Origin of the sequence: Terribacillus halophilus, assembly GCF_900162685.1 — a bacterium.
GTDB lineage: Bacteria > Bacillota > Bacilli > Bacillales > Amphibacillaceae > Terribacillus > Terribacillus halophilus_A.
Window position 1 is genome coordinate 2,165,772 of the sequence record NZ_LT727828.1, and the last position, 16,380, is coordinate 2,182,151.

The 16,380-nt window shown below is 42.7% G+C and carries 15 protein-coding genes; 3 read left to right on the top strand and 12 right to left on the bottom strand.

Annotation, left to right across the window (positions count from 1 at the left end; genetic code table 11):
* Nucleotides 1-40: 40 nt before the first annotated feature.
* From B1K52_RS15620 to B1K52_RS15660, 9 genes are all read right to left on the bottom strand, one after another.
* Complete coding sequence (locus B1K52_RS15620) at nt 41-1,765, bottom strand: pyruvate oxidase (RefSeq protein ID WP_077309867.1); 1,725 nt, start codon at nt 1,763-1,765, stop codon at nt 41-43.
* A gap of 98 nt (nt 1,766-1,863) precedes the next feature.
* On the bottom strand, nt 1,864-2,526 hold the full coding sequence (locus tag B1K52_RS15625) for a potassium channel family protein (RefSeq protein ID WP_077309869.1): 663 nt from the start codon (nt 2,524-2,526) through the stop codon (nt 1,864-1,866).
* A gap of 59 nt (nt 2,527-2,585) precedes the next feature.
* On the bottom strand, nt 2,586-3,599 hold the full coding sequence (locus B1K52_RS15630) for a cytochrome d ubiquinol oxidase subunit II (RefSeq protein WP_077309871.1): 1,014 nt from the start codon (nt 3,597-3,599) through the stop codon (nt 2,586-2,588).
* Nucleotides 3,596-4,951: a cytochrome ubiquinol oxidase subunit I gene (locus B1K52_RS15635; protein ID WP_254391837.1), complete on the bottom strand. Its 1,356-nt coding sequence runs from the start codon at nt 4,949-4,951 to the stop codon at nt 3,596-3,598. The genes B1K52_RS15630 and B1K52_RS15635 overlap by 4 nt, the downstream gene beginning before the upstream one ends.
* Before the next feature lie 215 nt (nt 4,952-5,166).
* Entirely contained in the window at nt 5,167-6,921 is a 1,755-nt protein-coding gene (locus B1K52_RS15640; protein ID WP_077310628.1) for an ABC transporter ATP-binding protein, read from the bottom strand.
* Between the two features lie 78 nt (nt 6,922-6,999).
* On the bottom strand, nt 7,000-8,754 hold the full coding sequence (locus tag B1K52_RS15645; protein ID WP_077309873.1) for an ABC transporter ATP-binding protein: 1,755 nt from the start codon (nt 8,752-8,754) through the stop codon (nt 7,000-7,002).
* Nucleotides 8,755-8,879: 125 nt separating this feature from the next.
* Nucleotides 8,880-10,049: an alanyl-tRNA editing protein gene (locus B1K52_RS15650; RefSeq protein WP_179106578.1), complete on the bottom strand. Its 1,170-nt coding sequence runs from the start codon at nt 10,047-10,049 to the stop codon at nt 8,880-8,882.
* Between the two features lie 66 nt (nt 10,050-10,115).
* On the bottom strand, nt 10,116-10,541 hold the full coding sequence (locus B1K52_RS15655) for a TlpA disulfide reductase family protein (RefSeq protein ID WP_077309877.1): 426 nt from the start codon (nt 10,539-10,541) through the stop codon (nt 10,116-10,118).
* 1 nt (nt 10,542) lies between these two features.
* On the bottom strand, nt 10,543-11,088 hold the full coding sequence (locus B1K52_RS15660) for a peroxiredoxin (RefSeq protein ID WP_256855939.1): 546 nt from the start codon (nt 11,086-11,088) through the stop codon (nt 10,543-10,545).
* 126 nt (nt 11,089-11,214) lie between these two features.
* Here B1K52_RS15660 and B1K52_RS15665 point away from each other — a divergent pair, with 126 nt between their 5' ends.
* Complete coding sequence (locus B1K52_RS15665; protein ID WP_077309879.1) at nt 11,215-12,069, top strand: mechanosensitive ion channel family protein; 855 nt, start codon at nt 11,215-11,217, stop codon at nt 12,067-12,069.
* A 16-nt stretch (nt 12,070-12,085) separates the two neighbouring features.
* Here the strand turns inward: B1K52_RS15665 and B1K52_RS15670 are convergent, their stop codons facing one another.
* The 3 genes from B1K52_RS15670 to cbpB form a co-directional block, all read right to left on the bottom strand.
* A complete protein-coding gene (locus B1K52_RS15670) occupies nt 12,086-13,198 on the bottom strand; it encodes an N-acetyldiaminopimelate deacetylase (RefSeq protein ID WP_077309881.1) in 1,113 nt (370 codons plus the stop codon).
* 58 nt (nt 13,199-13,256) lie between these two features.
* Entirely contained in the window at nt 13,257-13,970 is a 714-nt protein-coding gene (gene dapD, locus B1K52_RS15675; RefSeq protein ID WP_077309883.1) for a 2,3,4,5-tetrahydropyridine-2,6-dicarboxylate N-acetyltransferase, read from the bottom strand.
* A gap of 99 nt (nt 13,971-14,069) precedes the next feature.
* Nucleotides 14,070-14,543 (bottom strand): cyclic-di-AMP-binding protein CbpB, encoded by a 474-nt coding sequence (gene cbpB, locus B1K52_RS15680; RefSeq protein ID WP_077309885.1) that lies wholly within the window; start codon nt 14,541-14,543, stop codon nt 14,070-14,072.
* A 211-nt stretch (nt 14,544-14,754) separates the two neighbouring features.
* Between cbpB and trhA the strand changes: the two genes are divergently transcribed.
* Together trhA and B1K52_RS15690 are read left to right on the top strand one after the other, a co-directional pair.
* Nucleotides 14,755-15,387: a PAQR family membrane homeostasis protein TrhA gene (gene trhA, locus B1K52_RS15685; protein WP_077309887.1), complete on the top strand. Its 633-nt coding sequence runs from the start codon at nt 14,755-14,757 to the stop codon at nt 15,385-15,387.
* Between the two features lie 70 nt (nt 15,388-15,457).
* The gene (locus B1K52_RS15690; RefSeq protein ID WP_077309889.1) at nt 15,458-16,327 is read left to right on the top strand and encodes a metallophosphoesterase; all 870 of its coding nucleotides are present in this window, start codon (nt 15,458-15,460) and stop codon (nt 16,325-16,327) included.
* Nucleotides 16,328-16,380 lie beyond the last annotated feature (53 nt).

Below are 16,380 nucleotides of genomic sequence, written 5' to 3' on the forward strand. Positions count from 1 at the left end.
AGCACAAAAAAGCCTGAGCTTACGAGCTCAGGCTTTTTTCTTATTTTAAAAGACGTTTTACTGACTCTTTCATATTCGGCAATTCTATTTTGCCGGTGGAGAAAAATTCTTTAATCAGATATTCCGTGTATTTAACAGCTTGCTGGTAAGAAATTTTCCCTGGCAGCGGAGCTAAATCCTCAATCACGACATCAATGACAGCCGGTTTATCAGAAAGAAAGGCTTGTTTTAAACTAGTTTCCAAGTCCTCAAATTTTTCTACACGATAGCCTTCTCCCCCACAAGATTCACCAAACTTAGCAAAATTCATCTCACCCATATCAATACCGTAGTTCGCCGAACCAATCGTTGCTTGTTCAAATTTTATTAATCCAAGCTGGCTGTTGTTTAGTACGATCACTTTAACCGGCAAGTCGTATTTCACCGCCGTAACAAAATCCTGCATGTTCATGCTGAAACCGCCATCTCCGCATATTGCAATCGCCTGCTTGTCAGGGTATGCCATTTTTGCTGCAATTGCTCCCGGTAAGCCGCATCCCATAGTAGCTAATCGCCCGGAAACGACAAATTCCTGTTGGGTTAACGGTAAGTATCGCGTCGTCCAGACCGTTACATTACCCACATCAGAGGAAATAACTGCATCTTTGTCCATGTTTTTTTCTAACGCATACATAATTTGCGGCGGCTGAATCGGGGATTCTTCTCTTTTCTTTTGCTTTTGCAGCTGTGTATGCCACTCTTTCATTTTGTCTTGATATTTCTCAATAAAGGCTGTTTCCTGTTTTTCTTCTGTTGTTGCTGTTAATTCCGCCAGCACTTCCTTTGTATCTCCTGGCAATCCAACTTGAATTGGATAAATGCTGCCAATTGTACTTGGTTCAATATCAATTTGTATGGCTGGAACATTATCAGGCAAGAAAGCACGATATGGGAAAGTGGTTCCTGCGAGCAGCAGTAAATCCGCCTCCTGGATTGCCTCATAAGATGGTGTGGTACCTATTTGGCCATTTTGCCCTAAATTGTAGCTATGCATGTCTGGAATGACACCTTTTGCCAGCAAGCTTAGTATGATTGGTGACTTAATATGTTCAGCGAACGTAATCAATTCAGCACGTGCATGCTTCGTCCCTCTACCTGCAAGAATAACCGGTTTTTTGGCATTATTAATCAGTTTGATTGCTTCCTGCAAATCCTGCTTCGAAGGTGAAATACGTGGTTTCGCATAGTTGGCAGAGGTTTTGCCAGAATTCTCCGGATGTTTCTGTGCGAACAAATCATCAGGAACAACCAGTACACTCACGCCAGAGTTAGCATAGGCTTTGCGAATTGCTTGATTCATTAAATCAGGCAGCTGTTCAAAAGATTCTGCTCTTTCATTGAAGACCGCTACATCTTCGAACATTTGCTCGAGCTTAACTTCCTGGAAAGCTCCTGTGCCTAGTTCATGGCTTTTCACTTGCCCAACAATCGCAAGGACCGGCGCCTTATCTTCTCGTGCATCATACAACCCGTTCATTAAGTGTACCGCTCCAGGTCCTGCAATTGACAGACAGACACCAAGTTTACCAGTTAACTTCGCATAAGCAGCTGCCGCGAGTGCTCCTGCCTCTTCATGGCGGACTTGGATAAATTTCAAGTCCTCTTCCTTTCTATGTAAGTCACTAATAAATTCATTGACAGAATCACCGGGAATGCCATAAACATGGTCTACACCCCAGTCAACCAACTGATCAGCAAGGACTGCTCCAGTTCTTCTTTCAAACATCTAACCATCTCCCGTTTCAATTTTTTGTCTCCTTTTATATGTAACCTTTTTTAGACACAAAAAAACCCCAAACAGGTAAAACTGTTTGGAGTCTGTTTTTAATCTTCTGCCAGGGAGCGTTCAAAACGGCCAATATCGCGGTCGGCACCGATCACAATTAGTACGTCATCCGCACTAAGCTCTGCATCCGGTGAAGGGCTGACGTTAATTTCATTTCCCTGTTTAATTGCAACAACGTTACAGCCGTAAGCGGCCCGGATGTCAAGCTCAATAAGAGATCTTCCAGCCATTTTCTTACCAGCTTGCACCTCTACAATACTATGTTCGTCACTCAGCTCCAAGTAATCGAGGATATTGTTGCTGATAATTTTATGCGCAAGCCGCTTCCCCATATCTCGTTCTGGGTGAACAACATGGTCAGCACCTATTTTGTTTAACACTTTTTCATGATAATCGTTTTGTGCTTTTACTGTAATTTTTTTAATACCTAGCTCTTTTAGCATGATTGTCGTTAGGATACTCGCTTGAATGTTTTCTCCGATTGCGACGATTACGTGTTCAATATTACGAATTCCCAATTCTTTCAGAACCTGCTCATCTGTCGTATCAGCAATTACTGCATGCGATGCTATATTGCGGAATTCATTTACTTTATCTTCTTCCATATCTATCGCGAGTACATTGAAGCCTTCCCGACTCAATTCCATACAGATACTGCCGCCGAACCGGCCTAATCCGATTACTGCAAATTCTCTCTTCATCGTACTTCCTCCACTATTTACAAACTAATAATAGTCTATCATAAACAGTCAAGGTTGTATCATTTCTTTCCTTTCACATATTCTGCATCGAAAAGAAACATACGCATCACGAGTATCAGGGATGGAATCAGCATGAGCAGACCGCCTCCAAACGCCAATAGCAATGCGGTGCCCATTGCCGGAAGCGTCGCATCAGCCGCTACTTGAATTTGATCGTACAATATATAAGGCATATGTGCGATACCATATCCTAAAAGGGCAAAAAAGAACTGCAGCATCACACAGATGAACGAAAGTCCGAAACGTTTTTCTTTGTAAATTAAGTAAACTGCGATTAAAAAGAATAATACTGACAGCCCAAACATCCACCAAAGATTAAGCATATTGTTGTAATGCTCTGGATTTTGTCTGCTTATAGCAATAAATGCGGTCAAACTGGCAATAATCTGCGGTGCTGCCCAAAACAGCGCATAAGAACGCAAAAGTTTCTTTGCTGGCTCATCCCCCGCTTTACTTGCGTAATATGTCAGGAAGTTTGCGCTGATATATAAGACAGAAACAATTGCCAGGAAGACAACTGCCCAGGAGAATGGATTTGTCAGCAATTCTGTATAACGTAAGTATACACTGCCATTCGCCTCTCTCAAGAATCCGCCTTCTGAAATTGTAAGCCCAGTAGCAATTGCAGCTGGAATAAGCAATCCGCTTGCTCCATATAGAAACGTATACAACAAGCTGCTGCGAGAGCCGTAATTCTCGAAGGCATAAAAGGACCCTCGAATCCCAATCAAAACTAAAATTATGGAACCTGGTATCAGCATAGCAGAACCGTAGTAATAACCCGCATCAGGGAAGAAACCAGCTAGTCCATAATAGAAGAAAATGAAAAACACATTTGTGATTTCCCAAACTGGTGATAGATAGCGTGCAATCAGCCTGTTTAAGATATGGTCTTTCTTTGTTTGCTTTGCATAATAAGCAAAGAACCCCGCACCGAAATCAATTGACGCGATAATCAAGTAAGCAAAAAGGAAAAACCATAGAGCAGAGAGCCCTAAGATTTCGTAACTCATTTTTGGTCACCTCCAAACAACGTATCCGGAAACCGCTGTTCCCACTCCTTCTGAATCGGGTTCTTCTTGTACAGACGGACAAGTACAACCGTTACAAAAGTACCGAGAAGTACATACAGAATCAGGAACATGGCAAAGGCAATATGGACATACGGCGAGGAGACAGCTCCTTCTGCCACGCGCAAATACCCACGCATAATCCATGGCTGCCTTCCTACCTCTGCATAAATCCAGCCAAACTCGAGTGCAAGCATGGCAAATGGGGCATTGATGACAATCGCTCGCAGCAGCCATTTGTTATATTGGTCTCTTTTTTTCCAAAACATAAACAGTACAAACAGCATACTAATCATGATACTGTATGCGCCAAGTGTGACCATCAAATCAAACATATAATGAATCCACAAAGGCGGTATTAAATCTGCATCTACCCGATCCAACCCAATAACCTCACTATTGAAGTCACCGAAGGATAAGAAACTAAGCAGCTTTGGCAGATGAATAGCGCCTTTCACTTCATTGTCTTCTGTTAATTTTCCGAAAAGAATTAGATCGGCTCCTTTTTCTGTTTCGAAATGCCATTCTGCCGCAGCCAGTTTTTCAGGCTGATACGAGGCTAGGAATTTGGCGGATGTGTCACCCGCAATTGCTGTAAAAATGGAAAAAATCAAAGTTACAATCATGGTAACTTTCAATGCTTTTTTGTAGTATTTGTTGTTGCCGTACTTCAATATAAAAAACGCGGTAATCGCAGCTAGAACTGCTCCACATGTCATATAAGAAGAAGTCAGTACATGAAAGACCTTAGATGGCGTTGCCGGATTCCAAATCGCTTTTAGCGGCTCTACCGAAGTGATGGTCCTTCCGACTAAAGTGAAGCCTTGCGGTGTGTTCATGAAAGCATTAACGCTTGTAATAAACACGGCACTCATACCGCCGCCGATAATAACAGGTAAGGAAAGGTACCAGTGCGTATAGCGTCCTTTAAATCGATCCCAGGTATAGATATAGGCTCCAAGGAAAATCGCTTCAAAGAAGAAAGCGAATGTCTCCATAAAAAGCGGCAAACTAATGACATGACCAGCTATCTGCATAAATGTTGGCCATAAGAGAAATAACTGCAGACCGATGGCAGTACCGGTTACGACACCGACTGCTACTATAATGACAAAGCCTCGCGTCCATCGTCGTGCTAATAATACGTAATGCGGGTCTCGTTTTCTAATTCCGATATATTCGGCTACACTAATTAACAGTGGCACACCGACACCAATCGTTGCGAAAATGATGTGAAAAACCAGCGTCATGGACGTAAGCATTCGAGCTAAAATGACACTATCATATGCGAACAACGTGCATCCCTGCTTTCTTTATAGAATAATCGCTTCTCTTGTTATGCCCATAGAAGAAAAAATTACCCAAAAGAATGAGGCGGGATATAACGGAAGACCGCAACAATCGATTCTCATAAAGGAAGCATCCTGTCCAATAAAAAACGAACGATGGTAAATTCTAATAAAAGAATTCACCATCTTTCGATTCACACGCTGCATGATCTTCGTCTAAATTAATGCTCTTCGGATTGGAACTGTGTTTTTACGAGTTCATAATAATTCCCTTGTCTTTCCATTAAACTGCTATGATTGCCTTGCTCTAAGATGCGTCCTTGTTCAAGGACGATGATATTATCTGATTCCCGAATAGTGGACAGTCGATGTGCGATCATAATTGCTGTGCGTCCTTGCAATAATGTTTGCAGGGCATGCTGGATCTTGAGTTCTGTTTCTGTATCAATACTTGCTGTTGCTTCGTCAAGAATAATAATTCGTGGATTAGCAAGCATCGCCCGCGCAAATGACAGCAACTGTCGTTCTCCTGCTGATAAGATATTTCCCCGTTCCTCTACTTCTGTTTCGTAGTCATCCGCCAATCGCTGGATAAAATCATCTGCACCAACGATGCGTGCAGCTTCCCTTACTTGTTCATCGCTTGCTTCGGGGTTGCCAAAGCGTATATTTTCCATGATTGTTCCCGAAAAGACAAACGTATCCTGCAAGACAACACTAATTTGCTGTCTTACATCTTGCAGCCTTACTTCACGTAAGTCTTCCCCATCTATTTTCACTGTACCTGCAGTTGGATCATAAAATCTGCTGATCAAGTTAGCGATTGTTGATTTTCCGGAACCTGTGTGCCCGACAAGTGCCACTGTCTGGCCTGCTTGGATGTGTAAATTAATTTCATGCAGTGCAATACGATCTGAATTGTAGGCAAATACCACTTTTTCAAAGCGAATATCCCCTCTCATTTCGGGAAAACGTTTCGCATTTCTTTGTTCTTTAACATTTGGTTCTTCATCAAGAAATTCAAAAATTCGCTCCGACGATGCCATCGCTACAAGTAGCTGGTTGTATATTTGACCTAAGCGGGAGATTGGCTCCCAAAACATACCTAGGAAGAAAGCAAATGTTACGAATGTGCCGATTTCAATCTGATTGGTCAATATCAAATGAGCACCATATGCAATTAGAATGACTGTTCCGACCGCATTGCTCATTTCTACAAATGGACCGAAATATGCGCTTTTTTTCGTAGCGATCCGCTCACTCTCAAAGTTATCTCGGTTAAGTGCTTCAAAGTAATCGGTATTCTCCGGTTCCTGAGCATAAGACTGCGTCACTCGTATGCCTTGAATCGCTTCATTCAGGTGTGAATTAAGTCGAGATTTCTGCATGCGCACTTGCTGCCAGGAACGCCGGATATTTCGTCTTAGTCTTGTGGAAATGAAAAACATAAGCGGCAGTATAATCAGCACTGCTATAGCAAGCTTAGGACTAAGGAAGAACAAAATGGCAATGATCCCTATTAGCATTACAGAATCTGTTAACAAGTTAATAATTCCGTTGGTAAACAGTTCCTGTAACGAATTGATATCATTCAAGATTCTAACCAAGATCGATCCGGCAGAACGAGTATCAAAAAAGCGATGAGACAAATGTTGTATATGACTGAAAAGCGCTTTACGCAAATCATAAATCACATGCTGACCAAGGATATTCACCCATTTGATCCGAAATATATTGGCTGCATAGCTTAAGATATACAAACCGCCAATCAACATGACCAGATAAACGAGATAACGTGTATTTCCTGTTGCGATGGCTATATCAATTGCCACTTTTCCGATTAAAATTGGAATGAGCAAGCGGATGAGCGTTGCTAGCAGCATCGTAATAATCGCACCAGGCAGCAATGTTTTGCTGTACGGTTTTATATACGCGAGTAGCCGTCTTATCTGCCCCCAATCAAAAGGCTTTTCCATGACTTGATCCTGCGAATAGTGGAATCTGTTTGTGTGCCGTTGCTGATTCGATTGCAGGTTCTCCACTGTTTCCCCTCCTTACTGCGCAGAGCGCATAATTGCTTTTTGATCTTGGTATTGGATGTCATAAATACGTTGGTACAAACCACCATTTTGCAAGAGAAAATCATGCGTCCCCCGCTCGGCAACTGCTCCGTTATCTAGTACGATAATTTCATCTGCATGCTTAACCGAGGAAATACGGTGAGCAATGATAAATGTCGTCCGGTTTTTCATCACTTCTTTCATTGCCCTTTGAATCTTCACTTCTGTCTGCATATCTACTGCACTTGTCGCATCGTCCAAAATTAAAATACTCGGGTCTATCAGCAGTGCTCGTGCAATCGCGATACGCTGTTTCTGCCCTCCAGACAGACCCATCCCACGTTCGCCAAGCATCGTGTCATACTGATTGGGCAGCTCCATAATAAAGTCATGTGCTTGCGCTCGTTTCGCTGCAGCGACAATTTGTTCGAAGCTGATGTTATCTGGATTTCCATAAGCGATATTTTCTTTAATCGTTGTTGAGAAAAGGAATGCCTCTTGCAAGACGAAGCCAATATGCTGCCGCAGCGACCTTAAATCATAGTCCTGCACCAGCTTTCCATCTATGTAGACTTCGCCTGAAGCAGGTTCATAAAAACGCGTAATCAGCTGCGTGATACTTGTTTTACCCGCTCCTGTTCCTCCTACCAAACCGATTATTTTTCCAGGAGGTGCATCAAAGCTGACATCCTTTAACGCTAAGTCATCTTCTTTCGTATATTGCAAGGATACTTGGTTGAATGTCACATGACCGCGAATCTTTCTTTTCGGAAGCGGCTGTGTATGCTCAACGATATCTTCCTTTGCTTCCAAGACTTCAAGCAGCCTCTCACCAGAAGCTTTCGCTTGTGAAAACATATTGATAATAAACCCGAGGTTGGCAAGCGGTCCTAATATATAAGTGACTAAGCTGAAGAAGGCAACAAGAGCACCAAGCTCAAGCCGTTCCGTTATGACTAGATAGCCTCCATATGAAATAAGTACAACCATGCAAATATTGCCGATTAGTTCCATGAGCGGGAAAAACTTTGCCCATATTTTTGAAGTAGAAATGTAGTTATCACGGTATGTGGAATTATTGGTGGTAAAACGACCGATTTCGAAATCTTCTCGTGACAATGACTTTACCGTGTTCATGCCACTGATATTTTCCTGTACGCGCGTATTGAGCACGCCGAGAGAGGATCTGATTTTGCGGAAAGCTGGATGCACACGACGATCGAAACGATATACTACAATCGCCAGAAATGGCATAGAAACCATTGTGATAAGGGCAAGCGGAATGGAATAGAAAAACATAACTCCTAAGCTGATAACAATTAATAAGATAACTCTCAGTAATTGCCCTACTCCTGCTGATAGGAAAAAACGAATCCCCTCCACGTCAGCAGTCAGTCTGGACATCAAATCGCCTGTTCTGGCATTGTCATAATACGTGAAGCTTAACCGCTGGAGTTTTTGATACAAGCTGTTCCGCATTCGGAAAACAGTCTGTACACCAAACAAGTCCCCTAAATACTGCTGCAGAAAATTGGATATCCCTTTGATAAGCATCAACAAAATGAATACAGCTGACAACATAGGAATAAGCTCATACTGGTTCCCCAGCACAACATCATCAATCGTAATTTGCAAAATGACTGGGTAAACAACTGTAATTGCAGTTACAACTGCAATAAACAAGAGTGAAAAATAGAAGTTTCGTCGGTGCGGCCAGTAGAATTCCTTTAACTTTCGGAAAATATTCAAAGCCCTTTCTCTCCCTCCACATTTCGTCGCATGTTCTAATATATCGGGTTCCGAACTAATTTACCAGCATGAATTTACGATAATTTAAAAAAGTCTGATTTCCGGGCAAATAAAAAAAGCATCGATTAAACGATGCTCTGATAATGTTCCTTTAGAAAGTCGACATAACGTTCCAAATCTTCTTGGGAAGAGAAACTCGCCTGTGCCACCTGCGCATTTCCTCCGCCCTTACCGTTGAATTCAGCTAGTGATTCACGGAACAAACTGCCGCTATGCACACCTTCTAAATGGCTGGCCAGTACTAGTTTCTTGTCCGAATAGTTGGACAGAATAACAAAATCTTTACCCGATTCCGCTGCCGTACCTGCCATTCGCTGCAATGCTTTGACTGTCTTACCTTCCAAAGAGCGAATAGTCATGCGCTCTTCTGTTTGCATGATTTCCTTTAGCTCCAACTCCTCGAGCTGATTTTCTAGTTCCTCTGCATGTTTTACAGCAGATTGCAAATCAGCTGACTGCTTTTCCAGTCGTTCAAGCACGTCCATACGATTTGTTTGAAACTGCGCTGCTGCTTTATCCACAATCTCAAATATAGTTTTTGTTGTTTCAAATGCCCGCTTACCACATTGGAAATATATCCGTTGTGCTTGTTTTTGTTTCTCCACCTTTAATATCTTAATTATACCTACTTGACCTGTAGATCGGACATGTGTCCCTCCACAAGGATTATATTCCACACCTTCAACCTCAACAATCCGAACGTTTTCCGTAACAGTCGGCTGCTTGACAACGGGCAGCCTCGCTAGCTGCTCGGAAGTAACATAATAACTGGAGATGCCTATATCATCGTACAGCAGCTGGTTTGCTTTGCGTTCGACTTCTATAAGCTCTTTATTGGTTAGTTTGTCACCTGCTACGTCAATTGTTACGTCATCCTGTCCGAGATGGAACCCTTCCGTTTCCCGGTCAGCTGTCATTCTAAAGCTAGCAGACAATAAATGCTGTCCCGTGTGCTGCTGCATCAAATCAAATCGATGCTCCCAGTCGATTTGGCAATCTACCTGTTTATTCACCTGCGATTCCAAACCATAATAAGGAACATCCTCTTTCATTTCAACCGCCTTCACTTCTACTCCGGCAATGGAACCTTTATCGGCTGGCTGTCCTCCGCCACCGGGGTAAAATGCTGTTTCCTGCAACGCAACAAAATACAGTCCATCTTTCTCATATGTATCGGTCACTACCGTCTGCCAGTTCTGGCAAAAACTATTCTCTCTGTATAGCAGCTTGCTCATATCGCTCATCCTTTATTTTCTGATAGAGCAAGCTTACCATGAATTGCTCACAAGGAGAAAGCATGCTTAACTGTATTTCAATCCATCGAGCTGTTTTGTCAGCATCGTTGTAAAATTACCGCCTGCTTGTATATGCCGTAACCTTCCGTTTCTGTCAATTAAGGCAATACTGGGCAGTTTCTGAACACGAAACGTATTCTTCATTTGATGCTTATGATCCAAGTAAACGGGAACGTCTGATTGCTGCATATATTCCTTGATCTCATGTACAGCCAAATCCGCTGCTGAACGTGGAACATGAACAAATAGCATATCAAAAAATGTCGATTCCTCTTTGGCAAAGTGTAAAAAGCTAGGCATTTTTTCTTTGCACATCGTACAGCTTATCGACCAAAAGAAGACAACTAGCGGGCGACCTCCTGTTTGCTGTTCAGGCTGGATGAGCCAATTTTTCGACTGCTGATCAATGACGGGAGGTAATTGAGATAGCATATTATACCTCCTCCTGTTTAAGCTGTTCGTCACCTGGCTGCCAATTCACACCGCAAGCTCCTCCTGTCTGAAGAGCCTCCAATACACGCAGCAATTCTGTTGTTTCTCGTCCTACCAAGTCTGCATGCATGACACAATAGCAGATAATTCCAGTTGGGTCGATGATGAGTGTCATCCGTTGCGACGTGTAGTCTCCTGCATTTAACGCGCCATAAGCTTGGGACACATTACCTGTGAAATCCGAAGCAAGCGGATATGCGGTACCTTTTATTCCGTTTTCCTCTCGCGGCGTTTGCTGCCAGGCCAGATGAGATGCGAGACTGTCTGTAGAAACCGCAATGACGTCTGCATTTAATGCGTCAAAAGCAGACATCCTATCTGACAAGTCATTTAATTCCGTTGGACAGACGGTACTAAAATCACGTGGATAAAAGAAGAGCACAAGCCATCTTTCAGACCCTATACTTTGTTTCAGGCTGACAGCTGCTGTCCTTCCATCCGGCATAATAGCAGGTATCTCGAATTGAGGTGCAATTTTCCCGATCACGAACTCTCCTCCTTCTTTTCACCAGTGTCACTATATGCCAAAATCACACCTTGCGTTACATGACGTTTCATGTAGAATGTAACAGGGAATACACCTAGAGTTGATAATCGGAAAAGGAGACATTCTATGAATTTTTTAACAGACGGACTAAATTTTAATTACGACGGGTTAATTGAGGTCATCATCTCAGTTGGTCTGCAACTATTGCTAATAGTAATTGGTTATTTTGTTTTACGAGCAGTAGGTAAAAAACTTATTAGCTCCAGCTTAAATAAAGCCAGCACTAAACAGCGCATATCAACCAGCAGAATGGTGACGCTAGAGAAGCTGTTGCTCAATACATATGGGTATACATTGATTTTCCTGCTTGTTGTTATGATTTTTGGCGTATTTGATATTCAAATTGGACCGCTAATTGCCGGAGCCGGTATTATTGGATTGGCCATTGGTTTTGGTGCGCAAGGATTAGTAAGCGATGTGGTGACAGGGTTCTTCATCCTACTTGAAAGACAAATCGAAGTAGGAGATGTGATTACGGCTTCAGGCTATAACGGGGTAGTAGAAGAAGTAGGATTGCGCACAACGCAAGTTAGAAGCTTTGATGGGACATTAAATTTTATCCCGAACAGAAATATTACCGGTATTAGCAATCATTCTCGTGGAAATATGCGTGCGATGGTCGACATTGGCATCAGTTATGAAGATGATATCGATCATGCACTTCGTGTTCTTCAAGGTATCTGTGAAGATTTCCAGCATGACGAACGCTTCCGGGAAGGCCCGGACGTAATCGGTGTACAAGAACTGGGAGCATCTGAAGTGACATTGCGGATCATCGGGCACACTGCCAATATGGAACAATATGGCGCTGAAAGAGATATGAAAAAGGCAATCAAGGAAGCTTTCGACAATGAAGGCATCGAAATACCTTATCCACACCAAGTATTTCTGCAGCGGACAGAAGAAAGCGCAAAGCAATAAGCTTTGCGCTTTTTCTTTATGCTTCGTTTATATACGTTAAAACCGCTTCAACACCGCAGTTTATCGCTTGTTCGTCCGGCGTCAATTTACTGTGATGCAATCCATACGGAGAATTGACTCCCAGCCAGAACATAAAGCCTGGTATTTCCTTCAGCATGTAACCAAAATCTTCCCCAGTCATGGCAGGGTTGGCCTCTTTGTATGTTAAGGAAGTCCTTGCTATCGCCTTCTGAAAAGCTTCTACTTTCGTGTTATCGTTATACACTTGATAATAATTGGAGCCGTAATCAATACTAATCTGGCAATCATGGCTGATCTCCAGCCCCTTCGCCTGCTGCTCGATATGCTGTTTTACTACTGCAATTGCCTCTGGATCCATCGTCCGTATTGTTCCTTCCAACCGAGCAGTCTCCGCAATTGTATTCTGCACAAACCCGCTTTCCATTTTACCAATCGTAATAACAGCACTTTGTAAGGGATCAAGATTACGAGCGACTATCCCCTGCATATTCGTTATGAAGGTACTAGCTGCAACAACCATGTCCTTTGTTAAGTGCGGATATGCAGCATGACCGCCTTTGCCTTTGAAATCCAGAAACAGCTCGCTAGTATTAGCAAAGAGAATACCTGGCCTGGAGGAAACCGTTCCGACCGGCAGTTCTGGTGCAATGTGGAGCGCAAAGATTTCATCCGGCTGCCATTCTTTCAACACGCCGCTTTCTAAAAGCGGCAGTGCGCCTCCTGGACCTTCCTCAGCAGGCTGAAAGATAAAAACGATATTCTGCACAGGTTGTTTATTTGCGCAGGCCGTTAGTGCGCCTAATGCAATTGTCATATGTAAATCATGACCACAGGCGTGCATACGTCCTTCATGCTGCGACTCATAAGGCAGTCCCGTTTCTTCAGTTATGGGCAATCCATCAATATCGGTTCGGAAGCCAATTGTTTTTGACCCGTCAGCCCCCGTAACACTTACAATAATGCCTGTCCGCCAAGTTTTAATCTGAAGATGCTCCTGCGGCAGCTGTTGTATGTACTCGAGCAAATACGCTTGTGTTTTTTCCTCTTGGAAACCGAGCTCCGGAATTTGATGTAAATCTCTTCTGATTTGAATCAACTTGTTTTCCATTTTTTTCACCTGCTTTATGTGATAATAAAAAAAGGAGCAGCAGCTGCTCCTTTCTTTGTTAGTTCAATTTACGAAGTTCTTGACGAATCTCTGTCTTGGATTTCGTTTGATCATCAATTTCTTTTAATACGCGTGCCGGTGTTCCGCCAACAAGTGTGTTTGGAGCTACATCTTCTGTCACAATCGCACCTGCAGCAACGATGGAACCTTTTCCAACTGTCACGCCTTCCAAGACGACAACGTTCGCACCAATCACAACATCATCTTCAATAACAACTGGTTTCGCAGATGGCGGTTCAATTACGCCTGCCAAGACAGTACCTGCACCAACGTGGCAGTTTTTACCTACAGTAGCACGCCCACCCATTACAACGTTCATATCAATCATTGTTCCTTCGCCGATTACAGAACCGATGTTAATGGAAGCACCCATCATAATAACTGCTCCATCACCGATTTCCACTTGATCACGAATCACTACGCCTGGCTCGATGCGGGCGTTGATACCTTTCATATCCAAAAGCGGAATAGCTGAATTGCGACGGTCATTCTCGATGACATAGTCTTCAATCGCGCCTGTATCTTTAAGGAAGCCTTCCAGCTCGCTCCATTCACCAAAAAGAACTGCCGTATTTGCTTCTGGGAATGCTTTAACACCTTCCGGATAAGTTAATTTATCCAAGTCGTTTCCTTTTACGTATACTTTAACTGGTGTAGATTTTTTACTATTCGAAATGAAAGAGATAATTTCATTTGCATCCATCATTTTCATGGTTTTGGCCTCCTATGTAGAACGTATGGAATTACTTTAACAAAACTTTTACTAATCAACAAGCATTTAAGCGGGGTTCATCGCATAATAAGTACTAGTTTACGCATTGGTCTTATCCCCTGCAGGGTGAAAATGCACTTGCTCATGCAGATATCTGTTCATCTGCTTGAGGATAGCGCGGCGAGTCAGAATTCCTTCAAAGTATCCTTCCTCATCCAGCACACAAAGAAAAGCTTGATTCACTACAGCTTTCAATGCGGTCAAAAATGGGTCTGATTTCTTTAAAATCGGCACATCTGTCAGCATAGTGTCCAATACCTTTAATTCAGAAAGCTTCTCCATCTCAAATCTCTCCATACCAAGTACTTCATTTAAGATAGCAGTTTTCGATATCATACCTTGCAGCTTGTACGTATGGTCAAGTACCGGAATGACAGAATAACCAGATTTAACAAGCACAAGTAAGGCGTGCTCCAATGGATTATTCAATTGTACATGGGCGACTTTTTCAGATTCAATCATTAAGTCTCCCACCATCATTTCAGTGAGTTCCTGAAGCTCTAATTTTGCCATTCGATCTCTCCTTTTGTCTGTGGCAATAGAAGGAGGCAATTACCCCTAACAGTTTACCACATCCCTAGGCAGGCTACCAATTTCGACATCGTCTGCAATGTGTCACATTTGGGCAGCTGCACCATAAAATATTTCCATGATTGAACCGCTTTTAATGGTGTTAAGCTAGAAAAAGCATTATACTGAAACAAAGCAGAAATGAGGTAAATAATTGGAAACATATATTTTTACAAAAAAAGAGGAAACAGCGCATTCTATTACTCATGGTTTTGGTGCTTTACTTAGTATAGCGGCCCTTGCTGTTGCAATCGTCCTGTCGAGTTTTTCGAGTGACCCTTGGGTTATTGTCTCTGTCACCATTTTTGGGACGACGATGCTGCTTATGTATCTCTCCTCTACAATTGTGCACGCATTACCGGAAGGAAAAACAAAAGATATTTTCCAGATTATTGATCATGCGGCTATCTATTTATTTATAGCCGGTACGTATACACCGATACTGCTGATCAGCCTTAGAGATCCGCTCGGATGGACGATTTTTGGGATTGTATGGGGAATCGCCATCGCCGGAACAATATTTAAAATTTTCTTCGTTAAAAAATTTCTAATCATGTCAACGATACTTTATCTCCTAATGGGCTGGATGATTATGTTCATTTGGAAACCATTGCTTGAAGTATTGCCGCAGCAAACGCTTTTGTACTTATTCGTTGGCGGTCTGCTTTATACAATTGGTGCTGTATTCTATGTTTGGCGAAAGATCCCTTATCACCATGCCGTGTGGCATATGTTTGTACTTGCGGGATCGGCGTTTCATTTCTTCGCCATTCTTTTTCTCATTTAAAGACAAAAGGCATTCTTCCATTTATTTTAGGGAAGAGTGCCTTTATTAACGGTTAAAAGAAGGTGCCTTTATGAAAAACAACAACAAAAAATGGCTATCCGCAGCTGCCGGAACACTGCTTGCAGGCGCAGGCCTTGGGCTTACATATGCCAGATACATTGAACCAGCAAAATTGGTCACCAAATCTTATACGCTGACAAATGAGCGTTTGCCAAAGGAATTCAGCGGTCTGAAAATTGTGCAGTTTAGTGATCTGCATTTAGGTTATCATTACTCTATTAGGAAACTCAGACGGCTTGTTCGTCACATTCAAGAACAGCAAGCAGATTTAATTGTATTCACAGGAGATTTCGCCGATCGACCAATCCGTCTGAAATGGAAGCAAGAAATCGTTGACTGTCTAACGGACTTGCACGCTCCACTCGGAAAGTACTGGATCTTTGGCAATCATGACTATCGCGATGAGAGTGAAGCAATTGTTGCAAAATATATGAAAGCCGGGGGCTTCACAGCACTTCATAATACAGCTACTCTATTAAAGCGCGAGCAGAAACATATTATTCTTGCAGGCATCGATGATGTTATACGAAGTACACCAAACTTGCATGCTGCTACACAGCATAGCAATGATGACCTCTTCACAATTCTGTTAGCGCATGAACCTGATTTGGCCGATAATGTAAAACATTTACCAGTAGATGTTCAGCTTTCTGGACATTCACATGGTGGTCAAGTGCGTATTCCTTTTTACGGAGAGGTAATTGTCCCGCCTTATGGAAGACGCTACCCGAATCGTTATTATGAGATTGGCTCCCGTCCTTTGCATGTATTCGTATCTAGAGGCGTTGGAACAACCAGGATGCCAATCCGATTTGCATGTCCGCCCGAAATCAGCGTCCTTACCTTAAAACACGGGCAGCAGAATGTTGAAAAGCTGTAAAAAAGAACTTGCCAACGGTACAGCTTTTCTGTACGATAGTACCATTCTCCGCT